This window comes from Dysgonomonadaceae bacterium zrk40, assembly GCA_016916535.1.
In the GTDB taxonomy this organism is placed as follows: Bacteria; Bacteroidota; Bacteroidia; order Bacteroidales; family Dysgonomonadaceae; genus Proteiniphilum.
On the sequence record CP070276.1, the window covers coordinates 619,592 to 636,571 of the forward strand.

The 16,980-nt window shown below is 46.3% G+C and carries 15 protein-coding genes; 10 read left to right on the top strand and 5 right to left on the bottom strand.

What is annotated here, in order from left to right:
* Nucleotides 1-150 precede the first annotated feature (150 nt).
* From JS578_02750 to JS578_02785, 8 genes are all read left to right on the top strand, one after another.
* The gene (locus JS578_02750; GenBank protein ID QRX64195.1) at nt 151-1,305 is read left to right on the top strand and encodes a hypothetical protein; all 1,155 of its coding nucleotides are present in this window, start codon (nt 151-153) and stop codon (nt 1,303-1,305) included.
* A 109-nt stretch (nt 1,306-1,414) separates the two neighbouring features.
* A complete protein-coding gene (locus tag JS578_02755) occupies nt 1,415-1,627 on the top strand; it encodes a helix-turn-helix domain-containing protein (protein QRX64196.1) in 213 nt (70 codons plus the stop codon).
* A gap of 224 nt (nt 1,628-1,851) precedes the next feature.
* A complete protein-coding gene (locus tag JS578_02760) occupies nt 1,852-3,228 on the top strand; it encodes a DNA primase (protein QRX64197.1) in 1,377 nt (458 codons plus the stop codon).
* Between the two features lie 32 nt (nt 3,229-3,260).
* Nucleotides 3,261-4,433: a hypothetical protein gene (locus JS578_02765; GenBank protein QRX64198.1), complete on the top strand. Its 1,173-nt coding sequence runs from the start codon at nt 3,261-3,263 to the stop codon at nt 4,431-4,433.
* Nucleotides 4,434-4,649: 216 nt separating this feature from the next.
* Entirely contained in the window at nt 4,650-5,294 is a 645-nt protein-coding gene (locus tag JS578_02770) for a hypothetical protein (protein ID QRX64199.1), read from the top strand.
* Nucleotides 5,295-5,443: 149 nt separating this feature from the next.
* Nucleotides 5,444-5,956: a hypothetical protein gene (locus tag JS578_02775; protein QRX64200.1), complete on the top strand. Its 513-nt coding sequence runs from the start codon at nt 5,444-5,446 to the stop codon at nt 5,954-5,956.
* A 452-nt stretch (nt 5,957-6,408) separates the two neighbouring features.
* Nucleotides 6,409-7,002 carry a hypothetical protein gene (locus JS578_02780; GenBank protein ID QRX64201.1) on the top strand — a complete coding sequence of 198 codons (594 nt, stop codon included), beginning with the start codon at nt 6,409-6,411 and terminating at the stop codon, nt 7,000-7,002.
* 411 nt (nt 7,003-7,413) lie between these two features.
* Entirely contained in the window at nt 7,414-7,986 is a 573-nt protein-coding gene (locus JS578_02785; protein ID QRX64202.1) for a hypothetical protein, read from the top strand.
* 710 nt (nt 7,987-8,696) lie between these two features.
* Here JS578_02785 and JS578_02790 read toward each other — a convergent pair.
* On the bottom strand, nt 8,697-9,953 hold the full coding sequence (locus JS578_02790; protein ID QRX64203.1) for a hypothetical protein: 1,257 nt from the start codon (nt 9,951-9,953) through the stop codon (nt 8,697-8,699).
* Nucleotides 9,954-10,095: 142 nt separating this feature from the next.
* Here JS578_02790 and istA point away from each other — a divergent pair, with 142 nt between their 5' ends.
* Entirely contained in the window at nt 10,096-11,673 is a 1,578-nt protein-coding gene (gene istA, locus JS578_02795) for an IS21 family transposase (GenBank protein QRX64204.1), read from the top strand.
* Complete coding sequence (istB, locus tag JS578_02800) at nt 11,639-12,394, top strand: IS21-like element helper ATPase IstB (GenBank protein ID QRX64205.1); 756 nt, start codon at nt 11,639-11,641, stop codon at nt 12,392-12,394. Before istA ends, istB begins: the two co-directional genes overlap by 35 nt.
* Nucleotides 12,395-12,403: 9 nt before the next feature.
* Here istB and JS578_02805 read toward each other — a convergent pair whose 3' ends face one another.
* The 4 genes from JS578_02805 to JS578_02820 form a co-directional block, all read right to left on the bottom strand.
* A complete protein-coding gene (locus JS578_02805; protein QRX64206.1) occupies nt 12,404-13,303 on the bottom strand; it encodes a hypothetical protein in 900 nt (299 codons plus the stop codon).
* A gap of 1 nt (nt 13,304) precedes the next feature.
* Nucleotides 13,305-14,216 (bottom strand): IS982 family transposase, encoded by a 912-nt coding sequence (locus JS578_02810; protein ID QRX64207.1) that lies wholly within the window; start codon nt 14,214-14,216, stop codon nt 13,305-13,307.
* Nucleotides 14,217-14,300: 84 nt separating this feature from the next.
* Entirely contained in the window at nt 14,301-16,019 is a 1,719-nt protein-coding gene (locus tag JS578_02815) for an SIR2 family protein (GenBank protein QRX64208.1), read from the bottom strand.
* Nucleotides 16,020-16,597: 578 nt separating this feature from the next.
* Nucleotides 16,598-16,882 (bottom strand): hypothetical protein, encoded by a 285-nt coding sequence (locus JS578_02820; protein ID QRX64209.1) that lies wholly within the window; start codon nt 16,880-16,882, stop codon nt 16,598-16,600.
* Between the last annotated feature and the right edge of the window lie 98 nt (nt 16,883-16,980).

The following is a 16,980-nucleotide window of genomic DNA, read 5'->3' on the forward strand; positions in this document are numbered from 1 at the left end:
GGGGGACCGTTCCTTTCCGATTTTTATTTACATCAACCTGATTCATAGCGATAAAAATCACGATTTCGCTGCAATTTAACAAAATATTTTTACTTTTGCAAAATATGTTATAATCAATAAATGTTTAACACAATTAAAAGTTGGATTGCGATGCGTACAAGTGAATACCTTGAAATTTCCAGAAAGCAGATCTACTACTTTGAGTTGATTGAAAGAGCGGTAGCGGGGCTTTATCCCCTGAGATTGGATCGGTGTAAGACGTATGAGTATTTGAACCGCTATCTTTTTGCCGATGCACGAAAGCGGGTGGAGAAGGACTTTCGGTTGCGCGAGGGGGAGGTGGACCCCATTGACGCCCAGGGGGTGAGACTGGAGTTGATAAGGGTGCTCGCCGGGGATGACACCTTCATCTACGCCCACAACATCCTGGCGGAGGGCAGGAACAGATTCTGGAACCATCCCGTGTTGAGCATCGGGAAGGTGAAAGATGTGAATGAAAACACGCTGCAGGAGATTGAGGAGCTCTACAAAATACTGAAGGAGGATTACCCGAAGGATAACCTGGCCGACTACCTGCTGGACGACAAAAACAGACACTTTTACGACGAAAAGAGACATTTGGTGAACCACGACGAGGTCTGGTGGCTCGATGCCTTCAACCGCGCCTACCGGTTGTTCGACCGCGTGCGGGTGAAGAACGACAACCCCTTCGAAGCGAGGCTGCTGGTGACCGAGTCCGCCACGGGGGATGAGGAGAAGGATCAGATGGTTGTAGACATGGTCTGCAACCTGGCGGAAAACTTCGATTTTGGCGAGGAGGTGGAGCAACGGAAGAAGATGGACTTGCTGCTGGGGTTGCTGCGCGACGAAGTGCAGCAGGAGGATAAAGTTGAGGTTCAGAAGGTGATTGCACGGCTGGAGGAGGAGCTGAAGGAGAAAGAGCGTATCATCGCAGAAAAGGATGAGGAGCTGAACAGCTTGAAAAGCAAGACGAAGGCCACCGCGGGGCAGGTCATCATCTTCTTCTACTACCTCCTGCATGCAGTGGGCCTGAATTTCAACAATTCAGACAAGACCAAATGGGCCAGCGTGATCGCCTTCGTGAGCGGTTACAACAAAGAGTACATCAGAAACAAACTGGAATTCAGGTTCGAAAACGATACCGTAAAGCAAAACCTCATGATCGTGGCGGGCTATATGAATGAATTGCTGCCCAAAATAGCGTTGCAGATGCAGTACGATTTGGATGCGGAGGAGGAGAAGCAGAAAGAGAAGCAGAAGCAATTTGCAACATCATCTGCCTAGGAGCTTGCTACTGGCAACACCCCTAAATCCCGTTTTTCCCGCCTTATCTTTGCGCCACTACCTCACGCTCGAGGTGGTGGTGCTTTGTTTTAACAGAAAGGAGGCCGCGATGACGAAGATTGACCTGACGGAATGGCCGGACTGGATTGACGGGCAGGATGTGATGACGAAGCTGCACATCACGCACCGCACGCTGCAACGATGGCGCATCAACGGGATGCTGCCTTTCTCGAATGTGAACGGGAAGTTTTACTACCGCAAGTCGGACATCCTCGCACTGCTGCAAAGGCATTACAACGGGGAGAAAGGAGAGGAGCAATGAACGCACAAAAGGGTTTCATGGAGCTGCTGGAGCGCGATCTGCAGGCGTTCCGCGAGCAGTTCGACGGGGCGGGCGATCCGTCCCAAACGGCGGCCGGGTCGCAAGGGGCGTTGCCGCACGAGGCGCTGCCCGAATTCATCTGCGGAGAGACCGCGACGGTGGACTTCCGCGCGGAGGCGGGCCTGAAGAGGAGCGACGCCAGGCTGGCGATGCGCCACCTGCTGGTGACCTGCACCGAGAAGGTGATGGAGACGGTGCAGCGCCTCCACCTGGGGATCTGCTGCCGCCACAACATCGTCTACCTCTACAACGGCGCCTACTGGCAACCGGTGGAGCCGCGGGTGCTGGAGGCCTTCCTGGGCAAGGCGGCGGAACGGATGGGACTGGATCGCTTCACGGCGCGCCACTACCTGTTTCGCGAGCAGCTGCTGAAGCAGTTTCTCGCCACGGCACCGCCCCCGCCGGTGCGGGAGGGCGACAGCGTGCTGATCAACCTGCTGAACGGTACCTTCGAGATTGAGGGGGAGCGCATGGGCCTGCGCAAGCACCATCGGGAGGATTTCATCACCTACCGCCTGCCGTTCGCCTACGACGAGGGGGCGGCATGCCCCCGCTTCGACGCCTACCTGGAGAGGGTGCTGCCGGAGCCGGGACTGCGACTGATCTTGCTGGAGTATCTGGGCTACCTCTTCGTGCGGCCGGCACAGCTGAAGCTGGAGAAGACGCTGATACTCTACGGCAGCGGCGCCAACGGCAAGTCGGTCTTCTTCGAGATCGTACAGGCTCTGCTGGGGGGCGACGACAACGTGAGCCACTTCTCGCTGCAGAACCTGACCAACGAGAGCGGTTACTACCGCGCCATGCTGGGGGGCAAGCTGGTGAACTACGCCAGCGAGATGAACGGCAAGCTCGACGCGGCCATCTTCAAGCAGCTGGTCTCGGGCGAGCCGGTGGATGCGCGACACCCTTACGGCGAGCCTTTCACCCTGTCGCACTACGGCAAGCTGATCTTCAACTGCAACGAGCTGCCCCGCATGGTGGAGCACACGCACGCCTTCTTCCGCCGCTTCCTGATCATCCCCTTCGAGGTGACCATCCCGGAGGAGGAACAGGACAGGAACCTGGCGCAGACGATCATAGACAGCGAGCTGCCGGGGGTGCTGAACCGGGTGCTGGAGGGGCTGCGGCGCCTGATGCGGCAGCGTGGCTTCACCGCGAGCGAGGGGGTGGCGCAGACGTTGCAGCGCTACCGCGAGGAGAGCAACAGCGTGGCGCTCTTCCTCGAGGAGCAGCAGTGGGTCCCCTCGGTGGAGCGGCACATCACGGTGGTGGAGCTCTACGCGGCCTACCGCACCCATTGCCTGGAGAGCGGCTGCTGCGCGGTGACCAAGCGGCACTTCACCAACCGCCTGCGCGACATGGGGATGGTGTTCGAACGGAAGGCACCGGGCATGACGGTACGCCTGCAGAAAAAGGTTGCCGAAACTGCTACATTTGCACCATCAACTACATCTGCACCATCTGCACCATCTGCACCATCTGCACCATCGCAGCAGGCAATGCAGCAGAGGATTGAGATGCAGGGTATGCAAGGTATGTAGGGTATGTAGGAAATGTAGGAAATTTGCATAACATGTTGTTGAAACAACCCTACCTGGAACCTTATCACGGGCCGGCGAGCAGGCACAGCTGCCCCGCCTGCCGCAAGCCGCGCTGCTTCACCCGCTACCTGGACGGCAACACGGGCCGCCCCATTCACCCTACCGTGGGGCGCTGCAACCATGAGATCCACTGCGGGTACCACTACCCGCCCCGCCAGTACTTCGCCGACCACCCGGAACTGCATCAGCAGTCATCCTCAGAACATTTATCCACAAAAGGGCATCAACAGGCATCATCCAAACCTTCATCTGCAAACAGTCATCTGCAGTCATCCTCAAAACCGGCATCCCCAAACCTGCATCAGCACTCATCCTCCCAACCGGATCCCCAAAACCTGCATCCACAGTCATCCTCCAAACCTTCATCTCCAAACGGGCATCCGGAGTCTTCCTCCAAACCGGATCCCCTTCATATTTCCGCGCCGCTGCATCTCCCGAAAGGGATCCTCAACCCTGCCCCGCTCCGCAAGCCGCCCGAGCGACTGGATTTGATCCCCCTGCAATACCTGATAGACTCTACCTCCTTCAACTCCAACTTCGTACGCTTCCTCTGCGACTACTTCCCGCGCGAGCGGATTGAGGAGGCGATGGAGCTCTACGCCCTGGGGGCCACGCGCGACCGCAAGGTGATTTTCTGGCAGATGGATGTGAACGGCCATGTGCGCACGGGCAAGATGATGCAGTACGACCCGCTCACGGGGAAGCGCCTGCGCGACCGCCACGGCTCGATTGACTGGGTGCACAGCTGCCTGAAACGGCGCCACAGGCTGCCGGCGGACTTCAACCTGCGCCAGTGCTACTTCGGCGAGCACCTGCTGCGCCGCTACCCGGAGCGGCCGGTGGCGCTGGTGGAGGGGGAGAAGACGGCGGTGATCGGCAGCATGATTTACCGCGATTTCATCTGGCTGGCGGCGGGCAACCTGAACGGGCTCACGCCGGAGAAGTCGGAGGTGCTGCGCGACCGCCACCTGCTGCTCTACCCCGACGCGGGCTGCTACGACAAGTGGGCGGCCAAGATGTGTCGCCTGCGGGAGCAGCTCTCCTGCCGCGTGGAGATCTCGGAGCTGATTGAGCGCCACGCCGCCCTGCACCAACACGCCGCCGGCTACGACCTGGCGGACTATATACTGGAGGAGATGCGGTAGGGGGTGCCATACACTTTCCATACAGTTCCCATACATTTCCCATACCATTTCGCGCACTTTGAGGAACTTCCCATACACTCTCCATACACTTCCCATACCGTTTCGCGGACAAAGAACGACTTTGAGACCACATCGCTTGATCCACGAAAAGCTTGCCCCACCTTTGCTTGCGGATAAGGCCAAATCCGTATGTATAACGTTTAAAATTTTTCAATTATGGGAACAATTAAGAAAGGAATCCTGGGCGGCTTCTCCGGTAAGGTGGGGAACGTGGTCGGCGCCTCCTGGCGGGGCATCGAATACATCAGGAGCATGCCTGCCAGCGTGCGCAACCCGCGTACCGAGGCACAGGTGACACAGCGCACACGGTTCGCGCTCATCGGTAAGATGATGAAGACCCTGATCCCGATCATCCGGCTGGGTTACGCCGGCAAAGTGGGCAAGGGCAAAAGTGCCTTCAGCGAGGCGATGAAGTACAACGTGATCAACGCGGTGATCGGGCTCTTCCCCGACTTCGAGATCGACTTCGAGTCGGTGAAGATTACCACCGGGAAGCTCTACGGTACCGGCAACGCCTCGGCGACCTGCGCGGCGGGGAGCCTCTCCTACGTGTGGGACACGGACCTGCTGAACAACGCGGTGGCCACCGACAAGGTGATCCTGGCGGCGTTCAACTCGGTGAAAAATGAGTCGGCCTTCGACATGGAGGCGGCTACCAGAGCCGACGGCAGCGGGACACTGGATTTGCCGCCCACATGGGATGGCGATCAGGTGGACACCTACCTGGCGCTCACCTCGGAGGATGGCAAGATGGTGTCCGACTCGCTCCACACGGGCCGGATGGAGGTGACGCTGGTGTGATCTCTCTGCGGAGCCGCCTCTACGGGGACGGCTCCGTTTTGACGTAAACGGGCTTGCCGGAAGCCTGAAGGCGCCGGTTTTGGAGGGGAGGTTTGTGGAGGATTATCTTGACGACCAATAGCCAAATGAGGTTTAACTTGGTAATGACGATGGAATTGACAACGATGACGATGATGACGATGTGGATGGATATGCTGCCGGTGAACGGCGAATGGCTGGTGACGTTGAGCTCTTTCCTGGGCGGGGGCGCACTGGGGGGATGGATCTCGGCGGTGGTGAACCGCAAGGAGAACAGGCGCATCAAGCGGAGCGAGGCGGTGCAGAGCGAGGCTGCCGCACGTCGCGAGGATGCCTCGGCGGCGACGGAGATGATGGGACTGCTGGAACGTACCGTGGCCCACATGGAGCGGATGAACGCCTACAACGAGTCGAACGCGGAGAGCCTCCTGCTGATGGTGCGCGAGCGGGATCAGCTGAACGACCGCCTGAAGAAGGACCTGGAGCTGCTGCAGCTGCAGCGCACGGAGGATCACCGACGCATCAGGGGCCTGGAGAAGACGGTGGCGCGGGAGCTGGCCTGGCGCAAGGAGAGCGAACGGCACTACTGCGCCCGCGAGGAGTGCGAACGGCGCATGCCGCCGCTGGGTTCTTTGAAACGATGAATTGTTTGCAACTAAATCCTCAGCTGACGATGTTTTGTGACCCATGTTTGCCCTCGTTCAGCGCTGAATCTTCGACTGATCATGTTTTGTGACCCATTGCCGACTCACAGGCTATCTGATAAGAAGTCGCTGCGCTAACTTATCAGATTACGCCTGTTTCATCGGATGGGTCCCCACAAAACATGAATAGGTCTCAGATTTCAGCGCTTCGGAGAAGCATGCTCGGCTATTTATCCGGTTAAAAGGAATCCCTCAGAAGAGCTACAGATCGCATCACCGGAAAGAATCATCCGGTTGAAAGGAATCCTGCAAGAGATCCGCAGAACCCTTCGCCGGCTGCAATCATCCGGTTGAAAGGAATCGCGCAAGAGATCCGCAGACCGCATTGCCGTCTGCAAACCTTTCGCAAGCGAGTATCATCTGAAATTGAATGAACAAAAACATGAATGGGAATGCTTGACAGAAATCGATTCTTTGAGGAAATTGAACGGCGGCTCTGCAAAGGCAGTCTGACGGCTGAACAGCGGCGGGGCGTGGAGGTGAAACTGAATGCTTTTGAACGGTATGGTATTGCTGATGACAGATGGCGGGCTTATATGCTGGCAACCGCTTACCACGAGACGGCGGGAAGCATGCAGCCTTGCGAGGAACGGGGACGCGGACGCGGAAGGCCTTACGGCGAGAAGCGTAAGCTTGATGGGTCGGTTTACGATCTGCCCGACAGGATTTATTTTGGTCGTGGTGATCTGCAGCTGACATGGTACGAGAACTACGAGCGGATGGGACGGATCTTGCAGCTGCCGCTGCTGGAGCAGCCGGAGCTGGCATTGCGACCGGATGTATCGGCACGGATCATGATTGAGGGGATGACGCGGGGGCTCTCGGGGCGGGGCGACTTCACCGGACTGTCGCTGGAGGTTTTCTTCAACGACCGGCGCGACGATCCGCTGCAGGCGCGCAGGATCGTGAACGGCATGGATTGCGCGGCACGCATCGCGGGATATCATTTGTTGTTCCTGGCGGCCTTGCGCCTTGCTTCCCGTTAGGTTGCAACGCGCTGCTGAGGCATTCTCAGCTGCCACTGACTCATTGCCGGCTGCTGCTGAGGCATTGCCGGTTGCATCCTCGACTGATCCTGTTTTGTGACCCATCTTCGCTTCACAGGCTATCTGATGAGAACTCGCTCCGTTCACTACGTAGATATTTGCTCACCATGGCATAATCCAAGCAAGCTTGTCTTCTGCTCATATGGCTTATCGCAAATATTCAAACAGCTCATCAGATCACGCCTGTTTCATCGATGGGTCCCCACAAAACAGCATAGGCCTCGGCTGCAACCGGCAACTGATCAGCATTTACTGACAAATGATAACCGGCAAGATGGCAGCAGCTTGAAATGAAACGAAGCAGCAGTTTGAAACGACTAAATTTCAGAAATGACCAACAGAGATTGCGAAATGAAAACGGAAAAAGTGATGGTGATTGCCCTGACAGCGTTGCTGCTGGCGGGATGCAGGCCGGGGCGACTGGCGACGGAGCGACTGGACATGGTGCACGACAGCACGGCGGTATGGGTGAAAAGGGATAGCCTGGTGATACAGTCAAACGAGTCAATAGCCCTGAGAAGCGATTTAAGGCGCCTGAGAGACGAGAACACCTCGCGGTGGACCGAAGGGCTGCACCACGTGATAAAATACGACAGAGGGGCTCCAATTGACTCGACGACGGGTAGACCGCCGGTGGTGAGCGAGTGGTTCTCGCTGCTTCGCTCCGGGCAGGAGAATTCAGTGCAGTTGGAGGAGTGGCGGCAACAGGAGTGGTCGCGGGAGCGGGAGAGCTTGCTGCGCGCCAACAGCAGCCTGCAGCGCTCGGTGGAGGAGCTGACGCGCCTGAACAGGGAACTGAAGGAGCAAACGGTCTCCCCCACCCGATTCAACATCAAATCGCTTCTCACGGGCGTTCTCGCTGCTTTTTGCGTGGGTTGCTTCGTGGGTATCCTCATGATGCTTCGCCTTCGGTCCCGGAGATAAATGTTCGTCTAAGAAGATGCACTCCTCGGACCGGACGATATGTTTTTTGGACCGTACAATCTAATTTTTAGACTGCGCAGATGATTTTTTGCCTCAGAAAATGAATTTTCCTGGTTTCGTAGTTGGTTTTTTCTGTCCCAAAAGTAAATTTTTCTGTCTAAAAGTTAATTTTTGGGGTCCCGAAGATGAACCTTTCGACTCGTTTAATTATTTTAACACATGAGATTTTTTCCGAATTTTCTGCCGATCGATTTTTCAAATTTTTTTTCGGCAAAATTTTTCATTTTTTGGAGCAAATTGATCAAAATGGCCCCTTTTTGCATTATTTAGTTTTCTTTAACACATAATACCCACTCTTTTCGGCCCCATTTTTTGCTTACAAATCGTAACCACAGGTTCACATTTCCCCTGTTTACATCAAAATTTATGTAATTTCTTCACTTCCGTTTTTGGCGCTCTTTCACTTCCGTTTTTGGCAAATTGATTTTCAAAACCTCTACCCCCTGCCGTTTTCAATGCTTCTGATCGTAATTTGAGGACAATCCACTGACAACTAACAATCATTGTCTCCAAGTCCAATTTCAAAAATGTCGAACGGAAAAAGATGACAAACTCTGTTGCATAAGGCATACCGAGGGATTCAATTATGCTACGACTAGAGTATTAATCAAATAATACTTTCCAAAACACACTAAATGAGTTGTGACCGATTATCTAAATCCAGAAACCTTGAATACACTTTTATGACTACTCCAATATTTATTCTCAACATCCCATTCAATGGCTTCGTTATTCAATTGTAGCATAGCATCTTCTACATCTTCTTTTTTAGCATTGATGTCCCATATTGCATCAGGAATATTAAAAGACTTCGTGTATTCTTCCAGGATTTGCTTAATGAATGGTATAAACAATTTTGAGTCAATATCACTTTTATAGGCCTTTATAACTGATACAAAATTATTTATACAACTGTTTAACCCAGGATTGGTTTTGGAAGCAATCCGATTTACTATAACCAAATATTCTGATGTATATTTTTCAATTCCAAAGCTATCTACTTCGTAAACGAGTTTCTGTATACTCTCACGCACTTTATAATCATCGTTTGACATAAGGCCATCCATGATAGAATTCGTTTTATTGAGTTGATAGTATGCTTTCTCTACAAGTTGAGAGATCTTATCATAGTCTTTCCTGAATTGGAGAATAGATTGATTTGTCCTTAGAAACAATTGCATCTCCAATAAAAGCTTTGACCAATATGGTTCCATAAAGGGTGGAACAGGTTCTTTTTCATTCGAACTTTTAATTACATTCACTATGTCGGCGAACGACTTTTTTAATTTGGTGAACAACTTATTAATCGTGGAATCAACAAAATTGAGATTTTCTTGTAGTCTGGTGATTTTTAGAAATCCGCCACCATGTGCAATAATTCGCCTGTGATTCTCATAGAAACTTATACCATTATGCCACAACAACTTGCTTTCAATTATTACATCTTCTATCGAGTTAGACAGGGATGAGTATTCTTTTGCAATTCGAGATGAAGCTTCAAACATATTCTCTTCATGACAGTTTTTGAAATCGAAACCAAGAAGACGCAAAGCGACTTTATCCACTTGCTCTTGTGAAAGTAAATCTTTCAAATTAAAAAGTACAAAATGTTGGCTAACCTGTTCTGCACTTTCGATTAACTGATCTATGTATTTAGATTTAACCTGTCGTTTATAACTTTTGCTCAGATTACTTAAAGCTGCGATCAAAATTCGATTATCAACTTCATCAATCTTGTTACCCAATGATAATATTTTATTTGTAATATTAAGTTTTAAGGGCTGACTACTGGTATGTAATAAACCTGCACGTAGAAAATAATTTTCAGGATTCCCAATTTCCCTGTTAATGTCACGTTTTTTTAGCTCAAAAGTCTTAACTATTTTTCCAAAATCTTCTTTCCACAATTTAGAGTGAACTACTTTGAAGAATAACGGAGTAAATGAAAGAATATGTATATATTAATTAAAAAGTACCCCACATTTCAATTTAAAAGTATACCACTTACAACTATGAATGGATTTTATCCGTTCTTAACAAATGATAAGTATGTATACAAAACAGGAAATCATTATTAGCAGCTATCGTGATGGTAAAAGCCAGCGTACTATAGCCCGCGAACTGCAGATCAGTCGTAAGACTGTCAATAAGTACATTCAGGAGTATGAAGCAACTTTAGAATCCTCTGATTGCAAAGAGACAGCCGGTGCATTATTTTTATCCGGCAATCCAGTCTATAAGATGACTGTACCCCGCGGTAAACTAAAGCTTACAAACGATGTGCAAGAGTTTATAGATAAACTGCTTTCTAAAAACAAAGAGAAGCTTGAGCAGGGATTGCAAAAGCAGCTGATGAAAAAGAAAGACATCCATGATGCACTGCTTGATCATGGTTTTGATGTAGGATACACCACGCTGTGCAACTACATAAGGCTTAAAGAGAAGCAGCAGTCATCTAAAGAGGCATATATCCGTCAGGCTTATGCACCTGGTGATATATGTGAATTTGACTGGGGTGAGATTAAACTTTTGATTGGTGGTAAACGCACAAGCTTACAACTTGCTGTTTTCACCAGTGCCTACAGTAACTGGCGGTATGCTTTTATCTATAATCGTCAGGATACACTCGCGTTTATGGAAGCTCATACACGCTTCTTTGAGAAGATTGGCGGTGTATACCGTGAGATGGTTTATGATAATATGCGGGTTGCAGTAGCAAGGTTTGCAGGTAATCATGAGAAAGAGCCCACTCGCGCTTTACTGGAGCTTAGAGGTCATTATCAGTTTACTCACCGCTTTACCAACTTCTATCGCGGGAATGAGAAAGGTCACGTAGAGCGCAGCGTGGAGTACGTGCGCCGTAAAGCCTTTGCTCCCAAAGATGATTTTAACTCTGCCCATGAAGCTCAACGGTGGCTTGATTCCACTTTAGAGAGGCTTAACGGGGTTAAACAGCAGGGTACGGGCAAGAGTGCCAATATGCTTCTGGAGGAAGAGAGAAGAGTTCTGGGCAAACATCCGGTATCAGTGATGATTTGCAGTGAACAGATCCAGCTAAGAGCAGATAAATATGCAACCGTCAGCCATCAGGGCAACCGTTACTCTGTACCCGATCATCTGGTAGGCCTGTTTGTTGATGTGAGCATCAGAAGCAGAGAGGTATATATCTTCTTTGAAAATAAACGGGTTGCCATTCATTCCCGTAGCTACAAGCCTCATGACTGGGTAATTGATATAGAACATTACCTTGGCACATTCAAGAAAAAGCCGGGAGCTCTTGCCGGAAGCAAGGCTCTGGCAGACAATAATTATCTGAGAGATCTTTATCTCAACTTCTTCCAGGATGAGCCTCGTGAGTTTATTGAACTGTTATCTTACTGCCGTGAACAGATGGTTAGTGAAGAGAAGCTGGAAGAATCAGTAAAGCGATTACTTGGCACCTGTGCTGACAATGTTACTGTCGAGAGGCTGCTAGCTCTTATTGGTAACAAGCATCCTGTAACACCAATAACAGAGACCACAGATAATATAGCCATTAAAGCTAAAGAACAACTAACCTGGATTACCCAATTAATGCATCAAACAAACAACAATGGACAATATAAATCAGCAAATAGCAGAATATAGCAAAGCTCTCAGACTGCCTGTTTTCAGACGAGATTACAAAGAGCTTGCAGCAGAGGCTGCTAAAGAGAGGATCGATTATGAAGAGTACCTTCTAAGACTCATGGAACGTGAGTGGGAAGTTAAGCAGGAGAACCGTAAAAAAGCTCAGATAAGGAATGCCAGGTTCCCTTCCAAAATGTATCTGACTAACCTTGAGCGAGATCAATTGCCACAGGGTGCAAAGGAAAAACTGCCTCTGCTTGAAAGACTGGATTTTATAGCATCATCACAAAATGTGATACTATCCGGTAACCCGGGTACAGGCAAAACACACATAGCGATAGGGATTGGACTTAAAGCCTGTATGCAGGGATACAAAGTATTGTTTACAACCGTACACAGACTACTGACTCAATTACGTGAATCGCAGTCCCAAAAGACTTTAAAACAGGTTGAAAATCAATTTGAAAAGTATGATCTGGTAATATGTGATGAGTTTGGATATGTATCTTTCGATAAGCAGGGAGCAGAGTTGCTGTTTAATCACCTCTCTTTAAGAGCAGGAAGAAAATCAACCATCATAACAACAAACCTTGGCTTTGACCGGTGGGAAGAGATCTTTGGAGACCCAGTACTTACAGCTGCTCTTGTAGACAGGCTAACCCACAAAGCACATCTTGTAAATATGAATGGTGAATCGTACAGATTAAAGGAAACTAAAAAAATGATGAATGAAAAATGAAAATAACAGTCAGAATAAGAACGCCTGTTTCCCTGTTGTTGGCGGTACCGCCAACAACAGGGAAACAGACTTGGAGATTAATTTAAAATGGTATACTTTTGGATTGAAATACCGGTATACTTTTGGGGTGAAATAAACAAGAATACCCATTTTAATATTTTGCGGTGTATGTTCCATTGAATATGCTCTCAGACAATATGATAAAATATCAGTGTGAATGTCTGATAATTCATTAGAATACACATAATCTTCAGCGACTCTTCTCATGAAATTTTCTTCAGTGCCAAATTGCAACGAATAGAAAAGGCAAGGGTACGGATATAGGGTATAAATATTTTTGAATACAAGATACCATTCTTCTTTTTTGAGAAAATTGATACGAAACTTACAAAGAGGCAGTCCGATTTCATTTATCACCTGAAGGTACTGAATAGAATACTCCAAAGCCATCTGCCCCCCAAAATGATATGTGATGTTAGTGTTTCCACGCGGAGTAATCTCTACTTTTTGTTTGGATAGTTTTTCGATTAGATATTGAGTATTTTCATCCAACCTGTTCAGTTCCTTGTTTATACCTTCTCTTTTCCCATTGTAGTTCAAATAAAAAATATCAGTTTTATAAAACCATTCTACACCAAATGATGCATTTAGAATAGTGTCCAGATAATATCTATATTCTTGAATATTTGTTTCTGATGATTTTTCAATATCATTGATTGAGGCGTCATTTTTTAGATTGAAATAACTATTCAAGGCAATTACCCTGCTCTTCCAACTCAATTCTTCTGGGCTCCATTGATTAAGCTGCTGATACATAGAATCAAAATCTAAGTGAAAAGCAGCGCTTAATAACGATTCATAAATTATGGCATCAGTAGTATTGTTACTAACGTGAGTTCGGGATAACATATTATCCCCAAATGGTTAATTGACTTGACTTTTCCACTTCAAATTTGATTGAAGGCTTTTTGGGAAAGAAACAATATGCCACCAATGCAGCAATTATGTTCATGATGAAATTATGTGTGGAACGATGCCTTGAATGTTCTATCTGGCAGATATTCTTCAGTTCATCATTGATGGACTCAATTACAGATCTTTTGCGTAAGAGAATCTTGTCGCGGAATGACATCAGGGAATTTTTCATATTTGAGCGTATACCGGTCACTAAATGAACACCCTGGTCAAACAGCATCTCGAAGAGCTTTGTGCTGATGTAACCCTTGTCTGCATATAGTTTACCGAAAAGATCTTTGGTAAGAACATTGATTACGTCAGGGTTTCTATCGTCGACATTGCCTTTTGTGAGAGAGAAATTCAGCAATTCACCCTTTTCGTTACAGACCAGATGAAGCTTGAATCCAAAAAACCAGCCCATCGTACTTTTCCCTCTTTGTGCCAGATCCCTGAATACTTTATTCGAGTGTATACGCTTGTTATGACATACTTTAATGGGAGTGCTATCCACATATGTAATGCCTGTGCATTCACCAAATCCAAAGAGTTTGAGCAAGAGCATGAAAGGTACAATCACCCTGGGTTGCAACTCGACAAAACGGTTGTAGGAAACGGCATTTGGAAAATAGCTCTTCATGTGTTTGCAAATATAAAACAGGTAATAATTCTTGAAATTATGGAAGGTTCCGCAGTGGAAACAGACCATCACGGCAATAATCTCGCTCTGGGACATTTGCGTTTTCCTGTTTCTCCTTTTAGTTGTACCCCCGGCTTGAAGTTGATGATTCTGAATTTCATTCTCATATTCTGCACAAAAATCGTCGGCAATACAAAATATTTCAATAACTTTGTCTGTTGTGATCATAGGGCTGATGTTTGTTATTTGTTTGATTATCAGCTATAAATATACAAATAATCTCCCTATATCACAACTTTTTTTATGCTTTTCTTATCCCGAACTCACGTTACTAGTGTATTCAGATAAATCCTGTGCAGTCAAATTCAAGTTTCTGATATATAGAAGTTCAAACTCCTTTCCGATCTCAGTATTTGAGTTAAACATATCACGTAATAATTCTAATTTACCATTATCGATATGCGCATCTAATGGTAAAAAATCACCATAAAGAGCCAGTATAAATAACTTCGAGGTATCTTCATCAAATTTTCCTTTGTCTGCTTGGCGCACTATTTCTCTGATAACTCTTTGCTTAAAACCTGTAAAATCAAGCTTAATTTTAGGTAAACGGTTAAACTTACGGTTATCCCATACTTCACTAATCAACTGTCGTTTAATGCCATACAAATAGCCGTTATCATTCTTTGGGGGATTTAGTTTGTAATCTCGCCAAAATTTCGTGTATTGCAGAACTGCTTTTATAGCTCTACCTTCACGATTTAATTTTTTGAAAAGCTGTTTTAGTTCTTTTTTTATATTGTTTGTCGTAGCTTCATTGGGATTATTAAAAAGAGGCACATGTTTAATATAGTGATTTTTGAAAAAAAGTTTTTTTCCTTCACTCAACGGCACACCACTAACATCTATAAAGAATATTTTCTCTTCATTGTTTTCTGCACCTCTGCGATCCAAAATATCTTTTACCCATGACAACCAACTTAAAAAATTGGGGTCATCACCGGAAAAGCCAATGAGACAAAATGAATCCTGAAGTAACGCTATTCGCATGAGATTCACGAATGCTTCATGTTTTTCCTTATACTGTTCATAGTCATGAGATGCAATGATATAATGACAATGAGAATCATTGTCGAATCCATATGTGTCATTTTCAGGGGTTCTTATTGTACCATGGAGTTTAATCAAATTACGTTGTTTCTGAAGTGATAAATCAAAGGAATTACGGACAAGATGATAGAGGCCGTTTTGCTCTTTCTCAAAGGATTCTATAGTGCGTTTACAAATTCCCTTCTCCTCTAACAATTTTCCTCGCTCTTCCACTAGGGATTTTTGCTGTTTATTGATCGATTCAAGTTTTTCAGGGTCAGCACTTGAACTTACAAGGCTCTCTTTCTCATTGAAGACATCTTTGAATTCTAATTGATTTGGTTCTTCTGCTATTTTAATATTTTCGAGCTCTTTATTAATATCTCTGAGCCGTGAATCAATTTGAGTAATACGTGAATTTAAATTATTCTTCTCGGCTTCAAGTTCCTCATTTCTGTCGGCTCCACCTGCAATATCCAACAGGTTGTCATAATTAAAAGTATACACATTATTCCATTGAACATCTAAAAGATATTCGTGTGTTGTTAAATCGACTTCATGTTTCTCGTCGTTTAGTTTTGCAAAATATTTATCTTGATCCTTGATAACCAATGGCGTTCTTGCTTCTATATAATTATCTATGATTTCTCTGTAGCCATACCTTTTGATATATTCAGATGCGATGTTTAAATATCCCTTTTCGGCAATAATCTGATCAACAAAACAATTCCATAACAGTTGTTCATTATCACTACCTCTTATTTTAGCATACTCGGCTGTGTTACGGACCCTGGAACCATACATTTCAAGAATCATATCCTTAAGAAGTTCTTTCCAAGAAAGGTATTTAGGGCTCGCATTCTTGCTAAAGCCTGCTCCAACAACGACAGAAAGTTTATTTTTATCAACAAGCTTAATTAACTGTTCAATTGTGTCTTTCATGATATATATAGTTGTATTTTAATTTTATCACTTCACATGAATTCTCCAGTTTGGATGCACGTTGTCGAGGATTCAGTCTGATTTATTTTAAAGCTCTTCACATTTTATCATTCTTTGCCAACAGTCGTACAGCTTCATCCAATTGAAGTGAGAAAAGTACCCTGACTTTTATATTATCTATATCTTTATCCTATCATATAATGAGCAAATATTGTGTTTTTACTATACTTTATGATGGGTTATAATTAAGTTAAGGCGAATAATCTTATTACAGTTATCTAATCTACAACTCTTCTTTCAAAAATAACAATGATGTAAAGATACACAAATCCTTCTATCGCTTCTTTCCAGAATTCATCCATTATGTTAACATATTTCTAATACTGACTCCAGACACATAAATGATTCCCATCATTCCGCCGGGTCAGGGTTACACATGTTCGCATATATTCTTTGGTTCACAACCAAAAACAAAAACGTTACCTTAACACAATGGGTTCGCTGATCTGTATCCTATTACCTCTTTAAAGTGATCAGTACATCTGCAACGTCATTTAGATCATCCTTCAGATGGTTATCTACTCCATTGTATCATCCAAGATTCCATTGTCAAACAAAAAATCACACATGTATACCATCGCTTCATATGCTACAATAGTTTCTTTTACTTCCTCATCATCCACACTCCGATTTGTCAATTCAGAGAGCATCTCGATACTCATAAACTCATTATGTAACACAGAGAGATAGGCGACCCTCGCTAAACGTGTTCTATCAAAAGTTTGTGTACTGAGTGGTGCGATACTGATCCACAGATCGAATGCTTGAATTAAATCATTGTTTTTAAAATAACTAATTCCCATAATACCAATTTATTAATATATATTTTCGTTTAATTACGCCAAAGATAATGATTGATGGTTAATAATATTTGCTATTTATTAACCATCAATCGATTTTT